General features: G+C 43.4%; 24 protein-coding genes and 1 other RNA gene. 22 read left to right on the forward strand and 3 right to left on the reverse strand.

The genetic code is table 11. The annotated features are described in order from the left end of the window. Positions 1-155: 155 nt before the first annotated feature. Entirely contained in the window at positions 156-710 is a 555-nt protein-coding gene (locus tag BLP92_RS15225; RefSeq protein ID WP_090843817.1) for a methyltransferase family protein, read from the reverse strand. A gap of 213 nt (positions 711-923) precedes the next feature. Between BLP92_RS15225 and BLP92_RS15230 the strand changes: the two genes are divergently transcribed. The 7 genes from BLP92_RS15230 to BLP92_RS15260 all read left to right on the forward strand — a co-directional run bounded on the left by BLP92_RS15230 (position 924) and on the right by BLP92_RS15260 (position 7094). Continuing rightward, entirely contained in the window at positions 924-1943 is a 1020-nt protein-coding gene (locus BLP92_RS15230; protein ID WP_090843818.1) for a tetratricopeptide repeat protein, read from the forward strand. A gap of 114 nt (positions 1944-2057) precedes the next feature. Beyond that, positions 2058-3017, forward strand: a complete 960-nt coding sequence (trxB, locus tag BLP92_RS15235) for a thioredoxin-disulfide reductase (RefSeq protein ID WP_090843819.1) — start codon at positions 2058-2060, stop codon at positions 3015-3017. A gap of 447 nt (positions 3018-3464) precedes the next feature. Then, positions 3465-3935, forward strand: coding sequence for an NUDIX hydrolase (locus BLP92_RS15240; RefSeq protein WP_090843820.1), 471 nt, complete (start codon positions 3465-3467; stop codon positions 3933-3935). Positions 3936-3953: 18 nt separating this feature from the next. Beyond that, entirely contained in the window at positions 3954-4853 is a 900-nt protein-coding gene (gene rapZ / locus BLP92_RS15245; RefSeq protein WP_090843821.1) for an RNase adapter RapZ, read from the forward strand. Beyond that, positions 4850-5794, forward strand: a complete 945-nt coding sequence (locus tag BLP92_RS15250) for a gluconeogenesis factor YvcK family protein (RefSeq protein WP_090843822.1) — start codon at positions 4850-4852, stop codon at positions 5792-5794. The genes rapZ and BLP92_RS15250 overlap by 4 nt, the downstream gene beginning before the upstream one ends. Before the next feature lie 25 nt (positions 5795-5819). Further along, positions 5820-6761, forward strand: coding sequence for a DNA-binding protein WhiA (gene whiA / locus BLP92_RS15255; protein ID WP_090843823.1), 942 nt, complete (start codon positions 5820-5822; stop codon positions 6759-6761). A 75-nt stretch (positions 6762-6836) separates the two neighbouring features. Beyond that, positions 6837-7094, forward strand: coding sequence for an HPr family phosphocarrier protein (locus BLP92_RS15260; RefSeq protein ID WP_090843824.1), 258 nt, complete (start codon positions 6837-6839; stop codon positions 7092-7094). 307 nt (positions 7095-7401) lie between these two features. On the opposite strand, the gene clpP is transcribed toward BLP92_RS15260, so the two are convergent. Beyond that, entirely contained in the window at positions 7402-7992 is a 591-nt protein-coding gene (gene clpP, locus BLP92_RS15265; protein WP_090843825.1) for an ATP-dependent Clp endopeptidase proteolytic subunit ClpP, read from the reverse strand. A gap of 304 nt (positions 7993-8296) precedes the next feature. On the opposite strand from clpP, the gene rpoN reads away from it, so the two are divergent. The 15 genes from rpoN to solA all read left to right on the forward strand — a co-directional run bounded on the left by rpoN (position 8297) and on the right by solA (position 24362). Then, positions 8297-9619 (forward strand): RNA polymerase factor sigma-54, encoded by a 1323-nt coding sequence (gene rpoN / locus BLP92_RS15270; RefSeq protein WP_244516885.1) that lies wholly within the window; start codon positions 8297-8299, stop codon positions 9617-9619. Between the two features lie 12 nt (positions 9620-9631). Continuing rightward, positions 9632-9871, forward strand: coding sequence for a glutaredoxin family protein (locus BLP92_RS15275; RefSeq protein WP_090843826.1), 240 nt, complete (start codon positions 9632-9634; stop codon positions 9869-9871). Positions 9872-10025: 154 nt separating this feature from the next. Next, positions 10026-11054 carry a sugar-binding transcriptional regulator gene (locus BLP92_RS15280; protein WP_090843827.1) on the forward strand — a complete coding sequence of 343 codons (1029 nt, stop codon included), beginning with the start codon at positions 10026-10028 and terminating at the stop codon, positions 11052-11054. A 98-nt stretch (positions 11055-11152) separates the two neighbouring features. Then, positions 11153-12163: a type I glyceraldehyde-3-phosphate dehydrogenase gene (gap, locus tag BLP92_RS15285; protein WP_090843828.1), complete on the forward strand. Its 1011-nt coding sequence runs from the start codon at positions 11153-11155 to the stop codon at positions 12161-12163. Between the two features lie 240 nt (positions 12164-12403). After that, on the forward strand, positions 12404-13588 hold the full coding sequence (locus BLP92_RS15290) for a phosphoglycerate kinase (protein WP_090843829.1): 1185 nt from the start codon (positions 12404-12406) through the stop codon (positions 13586-13588). Between the two features lie 23 nt (positions 13589-13611). Next, positions 13612-14370: a triose-phosphate isomerase gene (tpiA, locus tag BLP92_RS15295; protein WP_090843830.1), complete on the forward strand. Its 759-nt coding sequence runs from the start codon at positions 13612-13614 to the stop codon at positions 14368-14370. After that, positions 14363-15901 (forward strand): 2,3-bisphosphoglycerate-independent phosphoglycerate mutase, encoded by a 1539-nt coding sequence (gene gpmI, locus BLP92_RS15300; protein WP_090843831.1) that lies wholly within the window; start codon positions 14363-14365, stop codon positions 15899-15901. The genes tpiA and gpmI overlap by 8 nt, the downstream gene beginning before the upstream one ends. 28 nt (positions 15902-15929) lie before the next feature. Next, on the forward strand, positions 15930-17213 hold the full coding sequence (gene eno / locus BLP92_RS15305) for a phosphopyruvate hydratase (RefSeq protein ID WP_090843832.1): 1284 nt from the start codon (positions 15930-15932) through the stop codon (positions 17211-17213). 513 nt (positions 17214-17726) lie between these two features. Beyond that, positions 17727-17957 carry a preprotein translocase subunit SecG gene (gene secG, locus BLP92_RS15310; RefSeq protein WP_090843833.1) on the forward strand — a complete coding sequence of 77 codons (231 nt, stop codon included), beginning with the start codon at positions 17727-17729 and terminating at the stop codon, positions 17955-17957. 204 nt (positions 17958-18161) lie between these two features. Further along, on the forward strand, positions 18162-18929 hold the full coding sequence (locus BLP92_RS15315; protein ID WP_090843834.1) for an alpha/beta hydrolase: 768 nt from the start codon (positions 18162-18164) through the stop codon (positions 18927-18929). Next, positions 18895-19641, forward strand: a complete 747-nt coding sequence (locus BLP92_RS15320; protein ID WP_090843891.1) for an alpha/beta hydrolase — start codon at positions 18895-18897, stop codon at positions 19639-19641. The genes BLP92_RS15315 and BLP92_RS15320 overlap by 35 nt, the downstream gene beginning before the upstream one ends. A 47-nt stretch (positions 19642-19688) precedes the next feature. Then, positions 19689-22004 carry a ribonuclease R gene (gene rnr / locus BLP92_RS15325; RefSeq protein WP_090843835.1) on the forward strand — a complete coding sequence of 772 codons (2316 nt, stop codon included), beginning with the start codon at positions 19689-19691 and terminating at the stop codon, positions 22002-22004. A 157-nt stretch (positions 22005-22161) separates the two neighbouring features. Then, on the forward strand, positions 22162-22629 hold the full coding sequence (gene smpB, locus BLP92_RS15330; RefSeq protein ID WP_090843836.1) for an SsrA-binding protein SmpB: 468 nt from the start codon (positions 22162-22164) through the stop codon (positions 22627-22629). 84 nt (positions 22630-22713) lie between these two features. After that, positions 22714-23081, forward strand: a transfer-messenger RNA (tmRNA) gene (gene ssrA / locus BLP92_RS15335). A 150-nt stretch (positions 23082-23231) separates the two neighbouring features. Further along, positions 23232-24362, forward strand: coding sequence for an N-methyl-L-tryptophan oxidase (gene solA, locus BLP92_RS15340; protein ID WP_090843837.1), 1131 nt, complete (start codon positions 23232-23234; stop codon positions 24360-24362). 65 nt (positions 24363-24427) lie between these two features. Here solA and BLP92_RS15345 read toward each other — a convergent pair whose 3' ends face one another. Next, positions 24428-25798 carry a dipeptidase gene (locus BLP92_RS15345; RefSeq protein ID WP_090843838.1) on the reverse strand — a complete coding sequence of 457 codons (1371 nt, stop codon included), beginning with the start codon at positions 25796-25798 and terminating at the stop codon, positions 24428-24430. Positions 25799-25825 lie beyond the last annotated feature (27 nt).

Genomic DNA, 25825 nt, shown 5'->3' on the forward strand with positions numbered 1-25825 from the left:
CAAAGGGAAGAACGGAGCGGAAACCGGCGGACGCCTGTGGAAGAACGAGCTGGGAAGATCCCACAGCGCAGCGAGGAAGCTGAGGAGCTCGTCCACGGCAAGCCTGCCGAGTTGCAGCGAAGTTTTCTCCTATCAACAATGAGCAATAACAGAGTTTAATAAATAAAAGGCAGCAGACGATAGCGTGTCGCAAGCCAGCTTTCGTACTTTTCGCCAAACCCTTCTTTCAGCATTTCTTCCTCAATAGAAATACGTCGCAGAAGCAGTGGAAGAAAAAGAACTGCAGTAAAGAAAACACCTGCCAGACTGGAGGTGTATAAGGAAAAGCCAAGAACAATGAACAACAGGCCCGTATAAAGCGGATGACGCAGAATGCGGAAGGGTCCCGAACTGACTAATGTGTCATTTTTTCGCACTTGAACCCCTCTTGTAAACTGTTTACCCAGTTCTTTTATCCCCCAGTAACGCAGAAATATCCCTGCAGCAAATATGAACAGGCCTGTCATGGAAATTCCTGCATAAGGAAGAAGCAGAAATTGAAGCTCCCGGCTGACTAAGGATGTAATTACGATGACGATCACAGAAAGCATTATCCATGGAAAAGAACCTGTATCCTCTTTATCACTTTTACCGCGCCGGCTTTTAAAAAAAAGAAATTCGAGGATCCAGATAATGGAAAGACCAATAAAAACAACATCTAAAATCGGCATTACTCACCGCCCCTGAAAATATGTAGTCTCTGTGCTTATACCCTCTTTTCACAGTAAATAACCATGAAGTTGTAATTTTCTGATACATTTACAGTAGGAGAATGTGCAGAAAATCTGATTGTTACGCCCCCAAACCCGTGTTATACTGCATAAAGAAAACAAATCCGACTATTAAATACACCAGCTACACATTGAAACGGAGGCTCCCCCAGAATGAACCAGATTGAACAAAGAGCAGGACAGATCATTCCTTTTATGCAGGATGGCAGTTATTTTTATAAAAAAGGAATTGAAGCTTACGAGAAAAAAGAAATTACTCGTGCGGTGCAGCTGATAAAACGAGCAATTCAGGCTGAGCCAACGGAACCGGTTTTTCTCTGTCAATTAGCAATTGTTCTGTCGGAGGAGGGGGAATACGAGGCCTCCAATGAATGGCTGAACAAAATAAAAGAAGAAGTAGATCCACAGATGAGTGAATGCTATTTTTTTCTTGCGAATAACCAGGTATACACTGGAGAATTTCATAAAGCAAAAGAAAATCTTGAAAAATATTTTGAACTCGATCAGACCGGGGACTTTCAGGAAGATGCCGATGCATTGCTTTACCTGATAGATGTAGAGCTGGGAATGGATCAATTACAGATTGACGGAACAAATCCCTTTACTTCTCCTTTAACGATGAGACTGCATGAAGGCGAGTATGCGCAGGCAGAAGAACTTGCCAGAGGAATAATCGTCAATAAGCCGGCGTCCTGGCACACCTATGCTCTCCTTGCAGAAGCGCTCTGGCGGCAGGGCAGCGCAGAAGAAGCTGGACAAATCCTGACGGACCTTTTAATGAAGGAAGAGCCTGATTTCACAGCCCGCTGTCAGTATACGATCTTCTTATATGAAACAAATGATGAAGAAGCAGAAAACTGGATCCGTAAATTAAAAACGCTTTACCCTTTAAACCGCTGGGAAAGATATGTTGCTGGAAGAGCTTTATACTTTGTAGAAGAATTCGAAGCAGCTTATTCACTGCTTCGTGAAGCTATGCCGCTGGAGCAGCCGGTATATGTGCATCAGCTTGCTGTGGCGGCTGCGCAGTGCGGCAGGTTTCACCGAGCAAGAAAACTATGGAATCAGGCAGCAGTAATGGAGTCGGACAAACAGCCGAAATTTCTTAATTTGAAATTGAAAATGGATGCTGCGGAATTGGCAGAAAAACATGATCACGAGTGGCTTTATTAAACCTGCCGGGGTATATAGGCAGATAGTTAGACTTCTATTCATAAATTCCTTAAGATAAGGATAGTTAAATAAATCAATCAATCAGGGGAAATTTATCTAGGAGCGTGAATTAATATGAGTGAAGAAACAGTTTATGATGTGGTGATTATTGGGGCTGGACCTGCTGGAATGACAGCTGCAGTGTACACTTCCCGTGCAAACTTATCTACGGTAATGCTGGAGCGGGGAATGCCTGGAGGCCAGATGGCAAATACGGAAGAAGTGGAAAATTATCCTGGATATGACCACATTCTGGGCCCGGATCTTTCCAGCAAGATGTTTGAGCATGCTACAAAATTCGGTGCGGAATATAAGTATGGCGACGTGAAAGAAATTATTGACGGAAAAGAATACAAGACGCTTGTTTTAGGCAATGGAGAAATGAAAGCACGTTCTATTATTATCACAACCGGAGCTGAGTATAAAAAAATCGGTGTGCCGGGTGAAGAAGAACTCGGCGGTAAAGGCGTCTCCTACTGTGCAGTATGTGATGGTGCATTCTTTAAAAACAAGGAACTTGTAGTAGTGGGCGGTGGAGATTCTGCGGTGGAAGAAGCAGTATATCTTACCCGTTTTGCAAGTAAGGTAACGATCGTTCATCGTCGGGATGAACTGCGAGCGCAAAAGATTTTACAGGATCGTGCATTCAATAATGACAAGATCGACTTTATCTGGAGTCACGTGGTGAAAGAGATTAATGAAGAAAACGGAAAAGTCGGCAGTGTGACGTTAATAAATAAGCATGACGGCAGTGAGCGGGAATTTAAAGCAGACGGCGCATTTATTTATATTGGTATGCTGCCGTTAAATAAGCCGTTTCTGAACCTCGGTATTACAAACGAGGAAGGATATGTAGAAACAGATGGAGATATGCAGACAAACCTTCCGGGAGTTTTTGCCGCTGGGGATATTCGTGATAAAAAGCTCCGCCAGATTGTAACAGCTACAGGCGATGGAAGTATCGCAGCGCAGGCTGCCCAGCACTATGTGGAAAACCTGATGGAAGATCTGGAGCATCAGGCAGAGTCAGTTTAAAAATATATTTATAATGCTGCCTCTCTTTATGTAGATGGTGGATATTAGGACTGAGTGCCTGCAGCGGAATAGATGGCTGAGGCAGAATTAAAAGTCACAGGGGTTTAACTTTCTTGTAACAACCATGCAATAATGTTTCGCTATACTAAGAATAGTAATAACCCCCCTTTTTAATATTGGTGCAGCACGGACATAACTTTGTCCGTGCTCTTTTTTTGTGGACTGAAAAATTGAGATTTTACAGGTCATTGAATGTAGGAAGGTCTATTCTGCATACAGTTATGGGCTGCGCGCAAAAAAGATGTACTCTCTGCAGTGGGGTAAGGAAAAAATAAGCTGAACCGGTTGAAAATATGCAGGGAAAAATATCCTTTCCCTTTTCCTCCAAGTCATTATTTATAGTATACTGGAAGTATATTCATAGACAGAGAACCGGGGGTGGAGCACTTGCAGCGCATCACTAATTGTATCGTAGCTTACGAAGATCGGATTCTTATGATTAAAAAGCCCAGAAGAGGCTGGTGGTATCTGCCGGGTGGAAAAATGGAGCATGAAGAACTTGCACCTGAAGCAGTAGAACGCGAAGTTTATGAAGAAACAGGACTTACTATTAAAAGGCCTTCTATTCGGGGGATTCTTACTCATCTTATTTTGGATGAAGATACTTATTTAGAGAAACGCACAATGTTTCTGTTTGAGGCTGCGTCTTTTACGGGAACACTTCGTCAAAAGTCTCCCGAAGGAGAACTTGCGTGGATTCCGGCAGCTGATATGGATAATATAGAAATGGATGAAGCAGACCGGACTGCTATTAAAGCGGTGTTGGACACGGAAGGAATTTTGTACGGAACACTTACGTATAATCAGCGCAGAGAGCTGCAGACATCTAAATTAGAGATGAATGGCAGACGTATTTAACGCAGGAAGGTGAAGTTTATGTCAGTTGAAGAAGTCAAGAACGAAGAAATAGAGTTAGTAGTAATTACCGGTATGTCTGGTGCTGGTAAAACAGTTGCAGTGCAGAGTTTTGAAGATATGGGTTTTTTCTGTGTAGATAATCTTCCTCCGGCACTTATGCCGAAGTTTATTGACCTGGTAAAAAATTCAGGAGGAAAAATGCAGAAGGTAGCTCTTGTTATAGACCTTCGCGGGAGGGAATTTTTTGACCAGCTGTTTGAGATCATTAACAGCATCTCACTGGAAACGAAAATAACTCCTAAAATATTATTTTTAGATGCTGAAGACGAAGCGCTGGTAAAAAGATATAAAGAAACAAGGCGTTCGCATCCGCTCTCCGATAATACAGCACCGCTAGCCGGGATTACTGCAGAAAGAGATATGCTGGATGAACTGAGAGGTGCAGCCCAGCTGATTATTGACACGACAGGATTAAAGCCTCTTCAGCTCAAAGAAAGAATACTGGAGTATTTTTCTACTGACGCTAAGGAAACATTTCACGTGCGTCTGCTTTCCTTTGGATTCAAGCATGGACTTCCCATTGATGCGGATCTTGTATTCGATGTACGATTTCTTCCCAATCCGCATTACGTGGAGCATATGCGGCCGCAGACCGGGCTGGATAAAGAAGTGTCTGACTATGTATTGAAATGGGATGAAACGAAAAAATTCATTGAAAAGCTGGAAGACTTTTTGAAATATATGCTGCCACATTACAAGCGCGAAGGAAAGAGTCAGCTGATTATTGCGATTGGGTGTACAGGCGGGAAGCACCGGTCCGTTACATTAGCCGAGTACTTCCAGAAAAGCCTGGAACAGTTTGATTACCAGACATACGTAACGCATAGAGATGTAGAAAAAGGCCGTTTAGAAAAGTGAAAAAGGCAAATGTATGCGTCATAGGCGGCGGCACTGGTCTTTCTGTCCTTCTCCGCGGGCTGAAGACTTTTCCTGTAGAAATTTCTGCGATCGTCACGGTAGCAGACGATGGCGGAAGCTCCGGGCGGCTGCGGGAAGAATTGAATATTCCTCCTCCCGGAGATATCAGAAACGTGCTTGTAGCGCTTTCTGAAGTGGAACCTCTAGTAGAAGAATTATTTCAGCATCGGTTTACGAACGGCTCCGGACTGATAGGACATTCACTTGGAAATCTTCTGCTGGCAGGAATGAGTAATATCACTGGAGATTTTGCACAGGGCGTTCAGGAAATAAGCAACGTTTTAAATGTGAAAGGGAAAGTAATTCCTGCATCCAATGAGCACCTTACTCTTATGGCAGAATTTATAGACGGCACGATTGTAGCAGGGGAATCTAAAATTCCTGCCATCGGGAAACAGATTAAAAGAGTTTATCTGGAACCGGAATACCCCCGGCCGATGACAGAGGCAATCTACGCAATTGAGCAGGCCGATCTTATTGTACTGGGCCCGGGAAGTCTTTATACTAGTATTATTCCAAATCTGCTGGTTCCGGGAATGAAAGAAGCAATGATCCGGGCGAAGGGGACCAAAGTATACATCTGCAATGTAATGACACAGCCGGGAGAAACCGATGGCTATTCAGTGTCAGACCACATCAAAGCAATTGATTCACATATTGGCGCGAAAACTGTAGATGCTGTATTATTAAATACACAAAAGATCCCAAGTGATTTTGTGAAGAAGTATGAAGAAGAAGGATCTTCCCACGTGGAAGTAGACACAGATAACTTAACAGCGATGAATGTACGTATTATAGCGGATGAATTGTTAACGATTACGCAGGATGTTCTGCGGCATGACGCAATGAAAGTTTCGCAGCGGCTCATATCGCTTTTATAAAGAGACTACGGAGGGAGGGGCAACCGTGTCTTTTGCATCCATGACAAAAAAAGAATTAACACAGCTGGAACCGGATGAATGCTGTGCAAAAGCGGAGCTGGCTGCTCTCGTTCGCATGAATGGAGCAGTATCGCTTCGGAACATGCAGATTTCTCTGGATATACAAACAGAAAATGCTGCGATTGCAAGAAGAATATATACTTTATTGAAGAAAATCTTCGAGGTCCATGTGGAACTTCTTGTCCGCAAGAAAATGCGCCTTAAGAAAAACAATGTGTATGTGGTGCGTATCTCCCGGGAGGCAAGGGAGATACTGGAATCACTTAAAATTGTAGATGAGTCTTTTGCTTTCACAAGGTCGATAGACCACTCCCTGATAAAGAAAAACTGCTGTAAGCGGGCATATCTTCGGGGGGCATTTCTTGCAGGAGGGTCCGTAAATCATCCGGATACGGCTTCTTATCATTTGGAAATATTCTCTTTTTATGAGGAACACAACCGTTCATTGATAGAACTGATGGAAGAGTTTTATTTAAATGCAAAAATGATTGAACGCAAAAAAGGGTTTATTCTTTATTTAAAAGAGGGAGAGAAAATTAGTGATTTTCTAAACGTGATCGGAGCTCATCAAGCACTGCTGCGTTTTGAAGATACAAGAATCATGAAAGATATGCGTAATTCGGTGAACCGACTCGTTAATTGTGAAACAGCAAACTTAAACAAAACCGTAGGCGCTGCAATGCGCCAGGTGGAAAACATCCGGTTTATACGGGATGAAATTGGACTGGAAGCACTGCCGGATAAACTGCAGGAAGTTGCTGAACTCCGCATAGAACATCAGGATATTTCCCTGAAAGAGCTTGGGGAAATGCTGCGGGGCGGTAAAGTCAGCAAGTCCGGTATTAACCACAGACTCAGGAAAATTGAAGAATTCGCAAATAAACTGCGCGCGGGAGAGAAAATATAGCACCCGCGTTTCTTCTAAAGAAAACTGTAAGCGTTTTTAATTTTAAGGTTCGATATTTGAAGGAGGAGATAATCAATGATGGAAACAAACGTAACAGTTAAACGCCGCTCAGGATTGCAGGCCCGACCAGCTGCATTATTCGTACAGGAAGCAAATAAATTTCACTCTGATATTTTCATTGAAAAAGATGGTAAGAATGTGAATGCAAAAAGTATTATGGGAATTATGAGTATTGCTGTAGGAACTAATAAAGAAGTGACAATTAAAGCAGATGGACCGGATGAAAAGGAAGCGATTGATGCGCTTACTGCTTTTGTAGAAAAAGAAGATTAAAAGACTGCCCCGTACTCTGTTCACAAAGCACGGGGCTTTTTCATGCTGTTTTCAGAAGTGGGGAAAATCTGGTTTTTAATAGGCTGTCTTGAAAATAAAAGTTTCGTTCAAAAAAAGTAATCATACTGCTTCACTTTCGGAGAGGCTTACCCAAGGGCTTGTTTTCGACTAACACCTTTAATAGAGTACGCCTTCCATCGATCCACAGCCAGCAGGGCAGAGACCGCCATGCTGGATTGAACGATCACAGAACCAAAATAAAAAACCGGTTCTCCATAAAAGGAGAGCCGGTTTTACAAGTTGCAGATTATACAGTTTGTGATTTCTCCATGATTTCATCGATCAAGCCGTATTCTTTCGCCTGCTCAGCAGTCATGAAATTGTCGCGGTCTGTATCTTTACGTACAGTTTCAATAGACTGGCCGGAACGGTCTGCGATAATCTGGTTTAATTTTTCACGCATTTCAATAATTCTCTTCGCGTGAATTTCAATATCAGAAGCCTGCCCCTGCGTTCCGCCGAGCGGCTGGTGAATCATCACTTCACTGTTAGGCAGTGCAAAGCGCTTGCCTTTTTCCCCGGCCGTAAGCAGGAAAGCTCCCATGGAAGCAGCCATGCCAATGCAGATTGTCTGCACGTTCGGCTTAATGAACTGCATCGTATCATAGATTGCCATGCCCGCAGTAATTGAGCCGCCCGGGCTGTTAATGTATAAGGAAATATCTTTATCCGGATCATCTGCTGTTAAGAATAGAAGCTGTGCAACGACAGAATTTGCTACGTTGTCATCAATACCTGAACCGAGCATAATAATACGGTCTTTCAGTAAGCGTGAATAAATATCATATGCACGTTCACCACGGTTTGTCTGTTCAATAACTGTAGGTACTAAATTCATGAAAAAATCCTCCTTTTAAGTAAGTGCCAATCTTGTTTTTGTAGCACGAGCGATACCCTGAAGTATCGTATGTACACATCATAACTGCAAAGGTCAATGAAGGTCAAATATTTTCCCTTCACCTGAAATCACGAAGAATACTTCCGTTGGATAAAAAGTTTTCCTCACCTTTCCGCTTATTGTAACATTAATATACATATCCTTTTCTGGAAAAGCTCAAACCAGGTCTACATATGATAAAATATATATAATGTGTTTAAAGATAATAAAGACGTGAGTGTCAGCTTTAAAAGGGGGTACAGAGATGAACATGGATTTCAGTTTGATACAGCAGCAGTCAATGAAACTCGTGATGACAAATGAACTTCGTCAGGCGATTACCATGCTGCAATACTCTGTACAGGATTTACATGAATATCTGCAGGAACAGCAGCTGGAAAATCCTCTGATTGAGCTGAAGGAACCACTGCTTGAAAAAACAACGTCTATAGAAAAAGATTTTTTTCAAACAGCTTCTTCAGAAGAAGAAGTTTCTCCCCTTGATTTCCTGACGAATAAAGAAGACGGCCTGCAGGATTATCTTCTTTCACAGCTGCGCGTACAGTCTATTTCAAAAGAACTTTACGAGACAGCTTCCTACATTGCTCTATGCACGGATGAAAATGGATATTTAACACTTACTGCAGAAGACTTTGCTGCAGAGCTGAAAGAGCCGCTGGAAATGGTGGAAGCAGCAATAGAAATAGTACAGCATCTTGAACCGGCGGGTGTTGGCGCAGGATCTCTGAAAGAATGCCTGCTGCTACAGTTGAAATATATTGATCTGGAGGATCCTCTCGCGGAAAAAATTGTTGCTGAACACCTCGATCTGCTTGCGAAAAAACAATTTAAGCAAATTGCGCGACTTGAGCAGGTGGAAGTAATTGACGTACAGCACGCAGCGGATTTTATCCAGACACTGAACCCTAAACCAGGAGCAGTGTTTCATCAGGAACCTGCCGAATATGTTACGCCGGAAGTAACCATTGAAAAAATAGAGGGCAGATGGCAGGTTTCCCTGAATAATGCAGGTCTCCCCAAAATGATGATCAACCGTCAGTATGAACAGCTGCTGCAAAATAATAACGAAGAAGTTCGACACTATTTAAAGCAGAAGCAGGAGCAGTTTCACTGGATACGAAAGAGTATCGCACAACGACAGGTTACAATTTTGAAAGTGACAGAGGCTATTGCTGCATACCAGCAGGAATTTTTAGAAAAAGGCGTAGAATATCTGAAACCTTTAACATTAAAGGTAATTGCAGAAAAATTGGAAATCCATGAATCAACCGTATCAAGAGCTACTACGAAGAAATATGTGCAGACACCCCGCGGTCTCTTCGAGCTGAAATACTTTTTTAAATCAGGCATTCAGACGCAGTCTGGAGAAGAACAGTCAGCTGACCGGGCAAAAATATGTTTAAAGCGGCTTATTGATGAAGAAGATAAAAGCAAGCCGCTTTCGGATCAAAAACTGATGGAGAAGCTGCTGGACGAATATACAATTGATTTAAAACGAAGAACGGTAGCGAAATACAGAGAGGAAATGCATATTCCTTCATCTTCAAAAAGAAAGCGATACGAATAAGGGGGGCTGCTCATGAAACTTTATTTTTACACGAAAGAAAACTGCCCTCTATGCGATAAGGCCTGGGCAAAGCTGGAAGACCTGCAGAGAGAAAAAAATTTTGAAATAGAAGTCAGAGATATTTATACAAATGATGACTGGCTGGAAGTTTATCAAATCCGAATTCCGGTAATAGAAACAGAGAACGGAATTGTTCTGGACGAAGGAATCGTCAGCTATATCACTCTTGCTGAAAAGTTTGCAGAATTTTAGTTGCGCATAGAGATGTTACTTTGGTACAATGGAAGGCGTAAGAGAAAGATACTTATGCCTTTCACAGGCAGGCCTTTTTTTTCACCTGAGTGGGACGTATTTTGTCTACTGGGGACCTTAAGTGTCCCGAACGTCAAACCGGAGGAGAATTGGAATGAACATGCTGCTTGATTTACAAAAGAAACTGCTTCCTGACTTAGTAGAAATACTCGGTCTGAGATATCGCGTGCTGCGTTTTATCCGACTTATGCAGCCGATTGGCAGACGAACGCTTGCATCGAACCTGGACATGTCGGAGCGTGTACTTCGCGGGGAAGTTACCTTTTTAAAAGAGCAGGGTCTTGTAGCATTTCAATCTGCAGGAATGACGCTCACGGAAGAGGGGCAAATATTACTGAGCCAGCTGGAAACCGTTATGAAAGAAGTGTTTGACACGCGGGCGATGGAAGAAGAACTCCAGGCACGTCTTGGAGTTGCTGAGGTTCACGTAGTTCCCGGAAACAGTGATGAATACTCCTGGGTAAAAAAAGAACTCGGGCGCACCTGTGTGAGTGTAGTAAAGCGAAGCCTGCAGCCGTCTGAAAATATCATTGCGGTAACAGGAGGAACTTCTATTGCAGCTGTAGCTGAAATGCTGGTTCCTGACTCCGATTTAAAAGAATCTCTTTTTGTTCCGGCAAGAGGCGGTTTAGGAGAACAGGTTGAAAATCAGGCGAATACGATATGTGCAACAATGGCACGCAAAGCAATGGGCTCTTACCGCCTTCTTCACGTTCCGGACCAGCTCAGCAAAGAAGCATATGATTCTTTAATAAGCGAGCCTTCTGTGCAGTCAATCTTAAAACAGATTCATTCTGCTACGATGGTGATACATGGTATTGGTGAAGCGCATACGATGGCAGAAAGAAGAACGACTTCGGATGAAGTAATGAAGAAACTGCGGGAGAAACGTGCCGTAGCAGAAGCATTCGGTTATTATTTCAATGCAGATGGAGAAATTGTGCATAAAGTTCTTACGATCGGTCTTCAACTGGAGGATCTTGATCATACTCCGTGCATTATTGCAGTGGCCGGTGGAACTTCAAAAGCAGAGGCAATTGAGGCTTATATGAAACAGGCGCCGAGCCAGGTTCTCATTACAGACGAAGGTGCTGCAAAAGAAATTCTTGGAAAGAAAGAATAAGCGTTTTTTCAGAAAGTTCAGATATGATTAAAAGAGTTAGTTCAAGGGTAACCCCTTTGAAATAAATATTTTTTACCTACTATAAGGAGGAATTTATCATGGCAGCAACAAAGATTGGTATTAACGGATTTGGACGTATTGGACGGGTAGTTTTCCGTCAGGCTCTTCAAAACCCTAACGTAGAAGTTGTAGCAGTAAATGACCTTACAGACGCGGATATGCTTGCACACCTGCTTCAGTACGACTCTGTACACGGTAAGCTTGATGTAGAAGTTTCAGCAAAAGGTGACAATCTTTTAGTAGATGGTAAAGAAATTATTGTAACTGCAGAAAAAGATCCAGCAAACCTTAAGTGGGGCGAGCTTGGAGCTGAAATCGTAGTAGAATCTACTGGTATCTTCACAAAGCGTGAAGCTGCTGCGAAGCACCTGGAAGCTGGAGCGAAGAAAGTAGTTATTTCTGCGCCGGCACAGGATGAAGACGTAACAGTAGTAATGGGTGTAAACGAAGATAAGTATGACCCGGAAAACCATGACGTTATTTCCAACGCATCATGTACTACAAACTGTCTTGCACCATTTGCAAAAGTTCTTAACGACAAGTTCGGCTTGAAGCGCGGTATGATGACTACTGTTCACTCTTATACAAATGACCAGAGCATCCTGGATCTTCCGCATAAAGACTACCGTCGTGCGCGTGCAGCTGCAGAAAGCATCATTCCAACATCTACTGGTGCAGCAAAAGCAGTAGCACTTGTGCTTCCAGAGCTGAAAGGGAAATTGAACGGTGGAGCTATGCGAGTTCCAACACCTAACGTATCTCTAGTAGACCTTGTAGCAGAGCTTGATAAAGATGTTACAAGAGAAGATGTAAACAATGCATTCAAAGAAGCTGCAGAAGGAGATCTTAAAGGAATCCTTGGCTACAGCGAAGAGCCATTAGTATCTAAAGACTATAATGGCAACACGTTTGCTTCTACTATTGATGGTCTTTCTACAATGGTAATGGAAGATAACATGGTAAAAGTAATCTCTTGGTATGACAACGAAACTGGCTACTCTCAGCAGGTAGTAAACCTTGTTGAGTATATTGCAAAAAAAGGACTCTAAGCACCTGATTTAGTAAATGAACAACCATCCTGAAACACCCTTTAGGAGGCGGGCCCGTGTCCTGCCTCCTTTTTTTATTTGGAAAACTTGTAAATAGAATACTGGAAGCAGCTGTAACTGAATAGAATATCTGCTTTTAATTTATTTGAATGCAGGATTTTCCCCAGAGGAACTCGAAAAATAACACAGACAGCTGTATAAAAGCTCCATGAACGTAGACCTGAGAAGGAGGAATGTTTTATGAACAAGAAATCAATCAGCGATGTTGAAGTAAAAGGGAAAAGAGTATTCTGCCGCGTAGACTTTAACGTGCCTATGAAAGACGGCGAGGTTACAGATGATGCCCGTATCCGTGCAGCTGTTCCAACAATTCAGCTGCTTACCGGGAAGGGTGCAAAAGTAATTCTTGCAAGCCATCTCGGACGTCCGAAAGGTGAGGTAGTAGAGGAACTTCGCCTGAATGCCGTAGCAAAACGTCTAAGTGAGCTTCTTGGAAAAGAAGTAAACAAAACAGATGCAGTATATGGGGAAGAGCCTAAAGCTGCAATTGATTCACTCGAAGAAGGCGGCATTGTTCTCCTGGAAAATGTACGTTTTGAAGCGGGAGAAGAAAAGAATGACGGAGGCCTGGCAAAGCAGTTTGCTGATCTTGCTGACTTGTTTGTAAATGATGCATTTGGTGCTGCCCACCGTGCGCATGCTTCCACAGCAGGGATTGCAGAGCACATTCCAGCTGTATCAGGTCTGTTGATGGAAAAAGAGCTGGATGTCCTTGGAAAAGCCATGCTTTCACCGGAACGTCCATTTACAGCGATCATCGGTGGAGCAAAAGTGAAAGATAAAATCGGCGTAATTGATAACCTGCTGGACAAGGTTGATAATTTGATTATCGGCGGAGGTCTTGCTTATACATTTGTAAAAGCCCAGGGATATGAGGTAGGAAAATCCCTGCTTGAAGAAGACAAGCTGGACTTAGCAAAGCAGTTCATGGCAAAAGCCGAAGAAAAAGGCGTGAAATTCTATATGCCTGTGGATGTAACCGTAGCAGATGATTTTGGCGAGCACGCAAATACAAAAGTAGTGCCTATTGAAGAAATTCCTGCAGACTGGGAAGCATTGGATATCGGACCGAAAACAATTGAAACTTATAAAGAAGTTGTGAAAAATTCCAAGCTGGTTATTTGGAACGGGCCGATGGGCGTGTTTGAAATCGATAAATTTGCAAAAGGAACGATCGGTGTAGCTGAAGCACTTGCAGAAGCGGAAGACACTTATACCGTAATCGGCGGCGGTGACTCTGCAGCAGCAGTAGAAAAATTCGGCTTTGCTGATAAAATGGATCATATGTCGACAGGCGGCGGGGCATCTCTTGAATTTATTGAAGGTAAAGAACTGCCGGGCGTGACAGCATTAAACGATAAGTAATCTACTAGAGGAGGAATGTTTTTATGCGTAAACCAATTATCGCAGGTAACTGGAAAATGAATAAAACAAAATCAGAAGCGGTGGCATTTTTAAAGGAAGTTAAAGGAAATGTACCATCTTCGTCCAAGGTAGATTCTGTGGTTTGTTCCCCGGATCTGTTTCTGGATGCACTTGTACAGGAAGCAGAAGGATCTGACGTGAAAATTGCTGCTCAGAATATGCACTTTGAAGATAACGGTGCGTTTACAGGAGAAACAAGTCCTGCAGCACTGAAGGATCTTGGGGTAGAGTACGTGGTGCTTGGACACTCTGAGCGCCGTGATATGTTCGGTGAAACAGACGAATCTGTAAACAAAAAAGTACATGCCGCACTAAAGCATGGCCTGAAGCCGATTGTCTGCGTGGGTGAGACCGATGAAGAAAGAGAAGCGAATAAAACTGATGACGTGGTTACGACTCAGGTAAACGGCGGTTTAAAAGGTCTTTCTGAAGATCAGGTGAAGCAGGTAGTCATTGCATATGAGCCAGTATGGGCTATCGGTACCGGCAAGACAGCATCTTCCGAAGACGCAAACAAGACATGTGCTGTGATCCGCGAAGCGCTTGCCAACACTTTCTCCGCAGATGCAGCAGACGCAGTACAGATCCAGTACGGCGGAAGCGTAAAGCCTGCAAATATTAATGAACTTCTCGGGCAGTCTGACATTGATGGAGCACTTGTCGGAGGAGCGAGCCTGGAAGCAGAATCCTTTCTTAAATTAGCGGAGGCTGGAAATGAGTAAAACACCAAAAGCATTAATTATTCTCGATGGATTTGCTCTTCGGGAAGAAACTGAGGGGAATGCAGTAGCACAGGCGAATACACCTAATTTCGACCGCTACTGGAACAGTTATCCTCATGCAACGCTGGAAGCTTCGGGGCTTGCAGTAGGCCTCCCGGAAGGACAGATGGGAAATTCAGAAGTCGGGCACTTAAATATTGGTGCCGGACGGGTGGTCTACCAGAGTCTGACCCGAGTGAATCTGTCAATTGAAGATAAATCTTTCTTTGAAAACGAAGAGTTTAAAGAAGCAATGGCGCATGTGAAAGAAAACGGTACTGCGCTTCATCTGTATGGGCTTGTATCCGATGGCGGCATTCACAGCCACATTAAGCACCTGTTTGCTTTATTGGAAATGGCGAAAAAAGAAAACGTAGAAGAAGTATATGTACATGCGTTTCTTGATGGAAGAGACGTGGGACCAAAATCTGCGCAGCCGTATCTGGACCAGCTGGAAGACAAGATGAAAGAACTTGGTCTAGGACAGCTTGCAACAGTGCAGGGACGCTACTATGCGATGGACCGCGATAAGCGCTGGGATCGTGTAGAAAAAAGCTACAGAGCAATGGTTTACGGTGAAGGAGAAAAATTCTCCAGTACTCAGGAAGCAATCAATGCTTCTTATTCCAAAGAAGTTCATGATGAGTTTTTCCTTCCTTCTGTAATTACGAAAGAAGATGGAGAAACTCCAGTAGGTACCATTAAAGATCAGGACGCAGTGATTTTCTTTAACTTCCGTCCGGACCGTGCGATTCAGCTTTCTGAAGTTTTTACAAAAGATGACTTTGATGACTTTAGACGAGGAGAGCGTCACCCAAAAGATGTACACTACGTTACTCTTACGCAGTTTAGTGAATCAATCAAAGGGAAAGTGGCATTTAAACCTACGAGCATGAAAAATGTGTTGGGAGAAACGGTTTCCGATGCCGGATTAACGCAGCTTCGCATTGCAGAAACAGAAAAATATCCGCACGTAACATTCTTTTTCAGCGGCGGCAGAGAAAGTGAATATCCAGGGGAAACACGTGTACTAATTGATTCCCCGAAGGTGCCCACGTACGATTTGCAGCCGGAAATGAGTGCTTATGAAGTAACGGAAGCCCTGCTTACAGAAATTAAAGCAGAAAAGCATGACATGATTATCCTGAATTTTGCCAACCCGGATATGGTAGGCCACTCAGGGATGCTTGAGCCGACGATTAAAGCGATCGAAGCAGTGGACGAATGTCTAGGGAAAATTGTGGACCTGATTGAGGAAAAAGGCGGGAAAACAATTATTACTGCAGACCATGGCAACGCGGATGTCCTGATGATGGAAGATGGTTCGCCTATGACTGCACACACAACAAACCCTGTGCCTGTAATCGTAACGGACAAAGATGTTACACTGAGAGAAGATGGTGTATTAGGTGATTTAGCACCAACACTGCTGGAACTGCTGGAAGTAGAACAGCCGGAAGAAATGACAGGAAAATCTTTAATTAAAAAATAGCAAGCTAACTTTGAAGGAGTGTTTTTTTATGACAATTATTACAGATGTTTATGCACGTCAGGTATTGGATTCCCGCGGGAACCCGACAGTAGAAGTAGAAGTTCATACAGAAAGCGGCGCATTCGGCCGCGCAATCGTACCAAGTGGTGCTTCCACTGGTGAATATGAAGCAGTAGAGCTTCGCGACGGCGGCGACGCATGGATGGGCAAAGGCGTTTCCAAAGCAGTAAATAACGTAAATGACGAAATTGCGCCGGAGCTTGTGGGCTTTGACGTTTTAGACCAGCTTGGTATCGACCAGTTAATGATCGACCTTGATGGTACTCCGAACAAAGAAAAGCTTGGAGCAAACGCAATTCTTGGTGTATCTATGGCTTCTGCGCATGCAGCTGCTGATGCACTAGGCGTTCCATTGTATGTATACCTTGGAGGATTCAGCGCAAAAACTCTTCCTACACCAATGATGAACATTTTGAATGGTGGAGAACATGCCGACAATAACGTAGACATTCAGGAATTTATGATCATGCCGGTAGGAGCGTCTACTTTCTCTGAAGCACTGCAGATGGGTGCGGAAATCTTCCACAACCTGAAAAAAGTATTAAGCTCTAAAGGCTATAACACTGCAGTAGGAGACGAAGGCGGATTTGCTCCGGACCTTGGTTCAAATGAGGAAGCACTTTCCACTATTATTGAAGCAATTGAAAAAGCAGGCTACAAGCCAGGAGAAGAAATTCAGCTTGCAATGGACGTAGCGGCTTCTGAAATTTATGAAGACGGAAAGTATAACCTGAAAGGTGAAGGTGTCGTAAAAACTTCTGATGAAATGGTTGATTTCTATGCAGACCTTTGCGAGAAATACCCAATCGTTTCTATTGAAGACGGCTTAGACGAAAATGACTGGGAAGGCTTCAAAAAGCTTACAGACCGTTTAGGTGATAAAGTACAGCTTGTTGGGGACGACCTTTTCGTAACGAACACGGAAAAGCTTTCCCGTGGTATTAAAGAAGGAATCGGTAACTCTATCCTGATTAAAGTAAACCAGATCGGTACGCTTTCTGAAACATTTGAAGCAATTGAAATGGCGAAGCGTGCAGGCTACACGAATGTTATCTCACACCGTTCCGGTGAAACGGAAGATGCAACAATTGCAGATATCGCTGTAGCTACAAACGCTGGCCAGATTAAGACAGGAGCACCATCCCGTACAGACCGCGTAGCGAAATACAACCAGCTTCTCCGTATTGAAGACGAGCTGCAGTTCGTTGGTAAATATGCAGGGATGAGCGCATTCTACAACCTGAACAAATAAGTAAGACGTTGATGAAGATCCGGAGAGTGACCTCCGGATCTTTTTTTTGGTTTTTAGGATAAGGGAAGGGCAGGAGTGACTTCCAGGAAGTTGAGGAAATAGGACGTTTACTCCCGCGGAAACGAATTTACTCATTTGTCACATAGATTAACTTTTTTTAAAAGACATTTACTCTCGTGCTGAAGGTTTACTCTCGCGAAGCAGTAGTTTACTAATTTAAAAAAACTCATTTTACTATTTATTCATTTTTCCAGAGGCATAATTCATTTTTAAAATTCACAGCAGGCTACTGCAAATTCTCCAGTCCTTATTTAAACCTGTGCTTATGATAAGAAAATGTTAACTTAAAAATCCCCCTGAAAATATCAAAGACAGCAGCGAATTTTACTAAAGCTGTTCAGCTCCTGAAAGCAGCAAGTCTTCCTCTCCGATAGAAGTACTCTTGCAACAGCAACCATTTCATGATATATTTTCAGAAGGTAAAAATGTTCGTTTTAATAAGGGGTGTATCACTTGGAACAAATTCTGTCTGTGGCGCTTGTCATTATTTCTATTTTGCTGATTACCGCGGTACTGCTTCAATCAGGACGCAGTGCGGGACTATCCGGCGCAATTTCCGGTGGAGCGGAGCAAATGGTTGGAAAGCAAAAAGCAAGAGGGCTTGAAGCCGTACTCAGCCGTGCAACGGTAGTACTTGGTGTGTTATTTTTTGGTTTCGCACTATGGCTTGGCTACTTTATGTAATTACTATGACGTAAGCAGCAGATGGAGTGCATCTGCTGCTTTTTTTGATGGCTTAATAAATTGATATGGAACATATTCTCTGATGATTTCCTTGTTTTTAAATAGTATAAATCAGGTGGGAAAGCAATTTACAAATTCCGGTTAAATACAGGGTATTTAGGGAATAATCAGTGATAGAAGATTCCATAGAAAAAGGTGAAGAACATGATTGGTTGTCTTATTATTCATGGGTTTACAGGAACTCCCCAGGAAGTAAAAGATATTGAAGCGCAGTTCAAAGAAAAAAACTGGCTCGTATATACACCGGAGCTTCCGGGACACGACGGATCCAGGAATTCTATGAAAGAAGTTAAATATAAAGAATGGGTATATAAAGCGCAGGTCGCATTGGAAGAAATGATGAAGCGGTGTGAAAAAGTGTATGTGATCGGCTTTTCCATGGGAGGAGTCATTGCGGGATATCTGGCTGCAAAGTATCCTGTAGACAAACTCGTATTAATTTCTTCAGCCGTATATTATCTAAACCCGAAACAAATTGCAGAAGATGTAAAAGGGTGGGTCATGGAAGGAATCCGGGGCGAACTGGATCAAAACGAAATTTATCATTTTTACCGTGATAAAATAAAAAGGACCCCTGTTGCAGCGACGATTGAATTTGCTAAACTGGTAAGGAAGCTGCGTCATGCCCTGGAAGATATTACAGTACCCACTTTAATTGTGCAGGGAGAAAAAGACGGTCTTGTACCAATTAAAAGCGCGGAGTATATTTATGAGCATATCCGCTCTGAAGATAAACACATTTATTTATTTGAAAATGCAAAGCATTATATCTGGTTTGGGGAAGAAAAAGACGCACTGCTGGAAAGGCTCGATTATTTTTTGAGTAATACAGAACAAGAGGACGGCGGGACAGCCAAAAGGAGTAGAAAAGAAAATGATGAAAATAGCGCAACCGAAACCATTTACTTTTAAAGGAGGGCCGCGGGCAGTACTGCTGCTTCATGGGTTTACCGGCAACTCTGCGGATACAAGAATGCTTGGAAGATATCTGCAGAAGCGGGGATATACTTCACACGCACCGCATATGAAGGGCCACGGAGTGCCGCCGGAGGAACTCGTGAAAAGCGGTCCGGAAGACTGGTGGGAAGATGTCAAAGCAGCTTATGAATATTTAAAAGAAGAAGGATATGAAGAAATTGCAGTCGGAGGATTATCTCTGGGCGGCGTATATTCATTGAAACTTGCTTACACTAAGCCGGTAAAAGGTGTTTTTACGATGTGTTCACCGATGGAAACACAGAATGAAGAGAAGTTGTATAAAGGCGTGGAAGAGTATGCCAGAAAATACAAACAGAATGAACAGAAGAGTGAAGAACAGGTAAAAGAAGAAATGCAGGCATTTGAAGGCACGCAGCGTGAAACGATTCAAAAGCTTCTCGGCTTAAATGAAGAAGTACGCAGTAATATCGACACAATTTATGCGCCGACCTTTGTTGCACAGGGTACGAAAGACCAGATGATTGATATTAACAGTGCACAGGTAATCTATGATTCTGTGGAGACAGACCACAAAACATTGAAGTGGTACGAAGAATCGGGTCACGTCATTACGCTAGATAAAGAACGAGACCAGTTACATGAGGATATTTACGAATTTCTGGAATCACTTGATTGGAAGGAATAAACTAATTACTCATGCCCGGTCTCACAAAAATAGAAAGGAGACCAACGATGCAGGAACTAACAAAAGAACTCATCCTGGACGAAATTAAACAGGCGGACAAACCGCTGGCAATGAAAGAAATGGAAGAAGCACTGGGTCTCGAAGACGCAGTACGATTTAAGCAGTGTATTAAACTGCTGAATGAATTAGAAGAAGAGGGCAGTATCGTAAGGACAAGAACGAACCGCTACGGCCTGCCGGAAAGAATGAATCTGCTCCGCGGGGATGTTATTATGCATCCGAAGGGCTTTGCTTTTATTAAAACAGAAGAAGAAATGGATGATATTTTCATTCCACCGGGTGAAATGAACGGTGCGATGAATAAAGACAGAGTGCTCGTGAGAATGCAGTCTGAGAGCGGAGGCGCACGGCCGGAAGGTACGATTATCCGTATACTTTCACGCGGCACCTCTACTACGGTCGGGACGTTTAAAGACGATGGATACTACGGATTTGTTATTCCGGATGACAAACGGATTCCTTCAGATATTTTCATTCCGAAAAATCAGACGCTCGGCGCTGTAGACGGACACAAAGTAATCGTGGAAATTACAAAATATCCGGAAGGACGTATGAATGCTGAGGGACATGTGAGCAAAATTATCGGTCACAAAAATGATCCCGGGGTAGACATTATGTCGATCATTCATAAACATGGCCTGCCCGGCGATTTTCCGGAGGAAGCTATCCGCCATGCGGAGGAAGTACCGGAAACCATTGATCCGAAAGATATCGAAGGCCGCCGCGATCTGCGGGAGCAGACGATTGTTACGATAGACGGGGCAGACGCAAAAGACCTGGATGATGCTGTGCAGGTGAAGCGTCTCGATAACGGTAACTATCTGCTTGGTGTCCACATTGCTGATGTAACGAATTATGTTACTGAAGGCTCTCCAATTGACAAAGAAGCATATGAGAGAGCAACAAGCTGCTATTTAGTGGACAGAGTAATTCCAATGATTCCGCACCGTTTATCGAACGGAATCTGCTCACTGAATCCGCAGGTGGATCGTTTGACTCTTTCCTGTGACATGGAAATTTCTCCACAGGGGGAAGTTGTTAACCATGATATATATGAAAGTGTTATCCGAACGAATGAACGTATGACTTATACAGACGTACGCAAAATTCTTCTGGAAGAGGATGAAGAAGTTTCAAAACGATATGAGACGCTCATTCCTTTCTTTAAAGATATGGAAGAGCTTGCGGCAATTCTGCGCAAGAAGCGTTTTGACCGCGGTGCAATAGATTTTGATTTTAAAGAAGCGAAGGTTCATGTAGATGAAGAAGGGAATCCAACAGATGTAACCATTCGTGAGCGAAGTGTAGCCGAAAAGCTGATTGAAGAATTCATGCTGGCAGCGAATGAAACAGTAGCGGAACATTTCCACTGGATGAAGCTTCCGTTTGTGTACCGGATTCATGAAGACCCGGATGAAGCGAAACTGACTCAGTTTCTGGAGCAGATTACAAACTTCGGCTACGTTGTGAAAGGGACAGCGAATTCTGTACACCCGCAGGCACTGCAAAAGCTGCTGGAAAGTGTAAAAGGAGAATCTGAAGAAACAGTAATCAACACGATGCTGCTCCGTTCTTTAAAGCAGGCAAAATATGATCCGACGAATGTGGGCCACTTTGGACTTTCTGCTGATTTCTATACGCACTTCACTTCGCCGATCCGCCGTTATCCGGACCTTATCGTGCACCGGTTAATCCGGACGTACCTGATTGAAGGAAAAACGGACGAAAAAACGATGGAAAAATGGCAGGAGAAACTGCCGGAAATCACTTCCCACTCCTCCGATATGGAAAGACGTGCGGAAGAAGCTTCCAGAGAAACGGACGAACTGAAGAAGGTTCAGTTTATGGAAGACAAAATAGGCGAGGAATATACAGGTATGATCAGCGGAGTAACGAACTTCGGCCTGTTTATCAAGCTGCCGAATACGATCGAAGGACTTGTACACGTCAGCTACCTTACCGACGATTACTATCATTACGATGAAAATCGTCTGACGATGATCGGCGAGCGCAGCGGCAACACTTTCCGTATTGGCGATGAAATTGAAGTCCGTGTTGCAAATGTCAATGTAGATGAGCGGGTAATCGATTTTGAAGTAATCGGCATGAAACCGCGGAAAGTGCGCCGAAAAGATCAGCCAAAAGTGATTGAATCGGAGAACAAGCGAAAAGGAAAATCCAGAGGGATTGACTTAAAGCAGAAAAATGGAAAAGGAAAAGATGCAGGGAGAAAAAGAAAGAAAAAAGCTTTCTATGAAGACCTGCCGAAAAATCAGAAAAAGAAAGCAAAAAAACGCAGATAATTCAGCTCCGGTGCGTAAACCGCACCGGTTGAAGCTGTTTGCGGCTGTGTTACAATAAGGAAACCGAAACCCTCAGCTTTAACACAGCTTAATTTCTAAATAAATCAGCTAAGTTACTGTTAAAGAGCTAAAGGAAGTTAGAAAGGATGCACAGCCAATGGCTAATTTTGATAAACCAATTGCACAGAATAAAAAAGCGAGCCATGATTATGCTATTGAAGAAACATACGAAGCAGGAATGGTTCTTACTGGTACGGAAATTAAGTCTATCCGCAACCGCCGCGTGAACATGAAGGATTCCTTCGCGCGTATTTCCAATGGAGAAGCATGGATCCACAATATGCACATCAGTCCCTATGAACAGGGGAACCGCTACAATCATGAACCGGAACGGGCAAGAAAGCTGCTTCTTCACCGTAAACAGATCAATCAGCTGATCGGATTGACGAAGCAGAAAGGGTACACGCTTGTGCCGCTGAAAGTATATATTAAAAATGGAGTGGCAAAAGTACTGATTGGACTCGGAAAAGGGAAGAAAAAGTACGATAAGCGGGAAGATCTGAAACGCAAAGATGCCAAAAGAGATATTCAGCGGGCCTTGAAAGATGACGCTCTTGGCAGGTAAAAGTATTGACAATGCGAACATATGTGTTATAATTCATTTATATCGTTAAGGGAACATTTTCTCCTTAACGTTCTCATTTTGTATGGGGACGTTCTGGATTCGACAGGGATAGGTCGGATTTACGTGGCGAGTCGAGCTGAGTGTCCTCGTAAAAACGCTCACCTTGCCTATAGCTGGCAAACAAGAAGATTCTTTCGCACTAGCAGCGGCGTAACAACCCTGCTTGCGGTTCCACCCTTCATCACCCACGTGAAGGATCATGGGACTCACTCTAGTGGGTTACGGTATGGTTTCCTCCACCTGAGGAAACCTGCAGGAGATTAATCAGGTTAGCCATACGGAAGCCTGTTGGTTGGCTGACGTATCGGCGAAATATAATAAATCAACTACGCTCGTAGAAGCGTAGGTCACGTTATCCCTGGACGCGGGTTCGATTCCCGCCGTCTCCACCATACATAAGCGATGGTGGTTTTTTTATGTTTAAATAGAAGAAAGCCTGAGCTTTCCATTGGGAAAGCTTTTGTTTATAATACTGAAATATACCTAATATTCAGTGCAGAAGCACCACAGCAGAAAATAAAGAAATCGGGGGCTTTATAATAGTGAAATACGACGTTATCGTTATTGGGGCTGGCTCCATGGGAATGGCAGCCGGCTTTTATTTATCAAAAAACGGAAAGAAAACCCTGCTGTTAGATGCACATGATCCTCCGCACAGCAACGGGAGCCATCATGGAGAAACGCGAATAATCCGCTATGCATACGGCGAAGGAGAAGAGTATGTGCCGTTTGTACTGCGAGCGAAAAAATTATGGGAAGATTTAGAAAGGATCTCAAAGAAAGAATTGTTCCTTCAGACAGGAGTTCTTGGGGTAGGGAGAGATACTTCAGGTTTTATCCAGAATACTATTTCCAGTGCAGGCAAATATTCTCTCCCTCTCGAAGTATTGACCGCGGAAGATGTACACCGCCGTTGGCCTGGAATTACGATCCCGGATAATTTTATCGGCTGTTTCGAACCAACTTCTGGAGTTTTGAAGTGTGAGGAGATTATAAAGGTTTATGAAGAGCTCGCAATAGAGTCCGGTGCGGTTATACATAGAAACAGCAGCGTAAAAGATATTTCCATACACGAGAAAAAAGTAACAGTGACGACAGAAGATGAAACTATTACTGCAGGATCCTTAATAATTGCTGCTGGTGCCGGTTCCGGGAAGCTGGTTTCCATGCTGGATCTGGATCTCCCTTTAACCCCTGTTCGAAAAACGTTCGCCTGGTTTGAGGCTGAGGAAACACAATATAACCAAGAGAAGTTTCCAGCTTTTGCATTTGATACTTTCAATGGTACCTATTACGGCTTTCCCAGCATTCAGCAGGCAGGATTGAAAATCGGCCGCCATGACGGCGGAGAGAAAGTGAATCCTGAAAAGTCAATGATGCCATTTGGGGCAGCAGCGGAAGATGAGGGAGACTTATTGCAATTTTTTCATCAATATATGCCTGATATCCATCAACTAAAGTATGGAAAAACGTGTATGTATACACTGACACCGGACGAGAAGTTCATTATAGATACGCATCCAGAATATTCGAATGTTGCTATTGCAGCAGGCTTTTCCGGACATGGTTTTAAATTCAGCAGTGCAGTAGGGGAAGCTTTAAGCAACTTAATTACTTCAGAAAAAAATGAAGTGGATATTTCTCCATTTTCTCTTAAACGATTTCAAAGGTGATTTTAACAGCCACACCTAAAAAACCGTTCTTCCAACCGAAACATATCGGCGGAAGAACGGTTTTTTTACATTACATTTTTCACATCGCGGTAGAATAACGCAAGTGCGTCCATTCCTTTAGAGAAGTGCTCCAAAGGAAAGCTTTCGTTTGGAGAATGAAGATTGTCTTCCGGCGTGCCGAAACCAAGCAGCACGACAGGAATGCCGAAGAGGCTGTCGATCGTTTCTACAACAGGAATAGACCCTCCGAGTCGTACAAATACTGTCTCAGCTTCAAAAGCACTTGTATAGCTTTCCGCTGCCTTGATTAAAAGCGGATGCTTGGGATCGACTTTGTATGCTTTCGCAGACAGCGCCTCCCGTTTAATATCTACTGTTACTCCTTTAGGAGTGTTGGCTTCAATAAAATCAACAAGCGCATCCTGAATTTTCTGCGGGTCCTGTCCTGGAACGAGACGGCAGGTAAGTTTTGCAGTGGCAGAGGAAGGAATAATTGTTTTCGTTCCTTCGCCCTGATATCCGCCGAAAATTCCGTTCACTTCCAGTGTAGGCCTTGCCATCGTATGTTCTTTTGCAGTATATCCTTTTTCAGGGGCTGTTTCCGGCACGCCGGTCGTGCTCGGAAAGTCTTCTCCGGGTGCAGCGTTCATAATTTTTCTTTCTTCTTCGCTCAGGTTCTCTACGTCATCATAAAAACCTGGCACGGTGACGACTTCGTCTGTATTTTTCATTGCGGCAAGGAGCTGGGAAAGTGCCATTGCCGGATTTTTCACAGCGCCTCCGTACAGTCCGGAGTGCAGATCCCGGTTTGGTCCTTTAACCGTTAATTCCAGGCCGGTAAATCCTTTCAGGCCGTAAAGGATCGTAGGCACGCCTTTATCCACCATTCCGGAATCGGAAATGAGAGAGAAGTCCGCTTCGAGCAGCTCCTGATTTTCGCTGAGAAAAGCCCCTAAATGTTCACTGCCGATTTCCTCCTCGCCTTCGATCACTACTTTTACGTTCATTGGGAGTTTGCCTTCTGTTTTCATCATTGCTTCAAATACCGCGAGGTGCATAAATACCTGCCCTTTATCATCACTTGCACCGCGCGCATAAATTTTACCATTGCGGATGGTCGGCTGGAATGGCTCTGTCTCCCAGAGTTCATAGGGATCTGCAGGCTGTACATCGTAGTGCCCGTAAAACAGCGCCGTTGGTGCATCTCCTGCCTGCGTATATTCAGCATAAACAAGCGGATGACCGCCGGTTTCTTTTCGCTCTACTTTATTAAAACCAATCTCCGTCAGGTAATCAGTTAAAAAGGAAACCGCCTCTTCCATCTCATCTTTTTTCGAGGGATCGGTGCTGATGCTTTCTATCTTAAGAAAATCACTTAATTTTTTAAACAGCTGATCTTTATTATCCTGCAGGTACTCGGTCACTGCTTCACTCATAATTCCACACTCCTTCGATTATCTAAG

The sequence above is a fragment of the Alkalicoccus daliensis genome, from assembly GCF_900103955.1.
In the GTDB taxonomy this organism is placed as follows: domain Bacteria; phylum Bacillota; class Bacilli; order Bacillales; family Salisediminibacteriaceae; genus Alkalicoccus; species Alkalicoccus daliensis.

What these genes read in the sequence shown, in the direction of transcription:
- BLP92_RS15225 (WP_090843817.1), bottom strand. Translation starts at nt 710, where the DNA reads ATGCCGATTTTAGATGTTGTTTTTATTGGTCTTTCCATTATCTGGATC.
- BLP92_RS15230 (WP_090843818.1), top strand. Translation starts at nt 924, where the DNA reads ATGAACCAGATTGAACAAAGAGCAGGACAGATCATTCCTTTTATGCAG.
- trxB (WP_090843819.1), top strand. Translation starts at nt 2,058, where the DNA reads ATGAGTGAAGAAACAGTTTATGATGTGGTGATTATTGGGGCTGGACCT.
- rapZ (WP_090843821.1), top strand. Translation starts at nt 3,954, where the DNA reads ATGTCAGTTGAAGAAGTCAAGAACGAAGAAATAGAGTTAGTAGTAATT.
- BLP92_RS15260 (WP_090843824.1), top strand. Translation starts at nt 6,837, where the DNA reads ATGATGGAAACAAACGTAACAGTTAAACGCCGCTCAGGATTGCAGGCC.
- clpP (WP_090843825.1), bottom strand. Translation starts at nt 7,992, where the DNA reads ATGAATTTAGTACCTACAGTTATTGAACAGACAAACCGTGGTGAACGT.
- rpoN (WP_244516885.1), top strand. Translation starts at nt 8,297, where the DNA reads ATGAACATGGATTTCAGTTTGATACAGCAGCAGTCAATGAAACTCGTG.
- BLP92_RS15275 (WP_090843826.1), top strand. Translation starts at nt 9,632, where the DNA reads ATGAAACTTTATTTTTACACGAAAGAAAACTGCCCTCTATGCGATAAG.
- BLP92_RS15280 (WP_090843827.1), top strand. Translation starts at nt 10,026, where the DNA reads ATGAACATGCTGCTTGATTTACAAAAGAAACTGCTTCCTGACTTAGTA.
- gap (WP_090843828.1), top strand. Translation starts at nt 11,153, where the DNA reads ATGGCAGCAACAAAGATTGGTATTAACGGATTTGGACGTATTGGACGG.
- BLP92_RS15290 (WP_090843829.1), top strand. Translation starts at nt 12,404, where the DNA reads ATGAACAAGAAATCAATCAGCGATGTTGAAGTAAAAGGGAAAAGAGTA.
- tpiA (WP_090843830.1), top strand. Translation starts at nt 13,612, where the DNA reads ATGCGTAAACCAATTATCGCAGGTAACTGGAAAATGAATAAAACAAAA.
- gpmI (WP_090843831.1), top strand. Translation starts at nt 14,363, where the DNA reads ATGAGTAAAACACCAAAAGCATTAATTATTCTCGATGGATTTGCTCTT.
- eno (WP_090843832.1), top strand. Translation starts at nt 15,930, where the DNA reads ATGACAATTATTACAGATGTTTATGCACGTCAGGTATTGGATTCCCGC.
- BLP92_RS15315 (WP_090843834.1), top strand. Translation starts at nt 18,162, where the DNA reads ATGATTGGTTGTCTTATTATTCATGGGTTTACAGGAACTCCCCAGGAA.
- BLP92_RS15320 (WP_090843891.1), top strand. Translation starts at nt 18,895, where the DNA reads ATGAAAATAGCGCAACCGAAACCATTTACTTTTAAAGGAGGGCCGCGG.
- rnr (WP_090843835.1), top strand. Translation starts at nt 19,689, where the DNA reads ATGCAGGAACTAACAAAAGAACTCATCCTGGACGAAATTAAACAGGCG.
- smpB (WP_090843836.1), top strand. Translation starts at nt 22,162, where the DNA reads ATGGCTAATTTTGATAAACCAATTGCACAGAATAAAAAAGCGAGCCAT.
- BLP92_RS15345 (WP_090843838.1), bottom strand. Translation starts at nt 25,798, where the DNA reads ATGAGTGAAGCAGTGACCGAGTACCTGCAGGATAATAAAGATCAGCTG.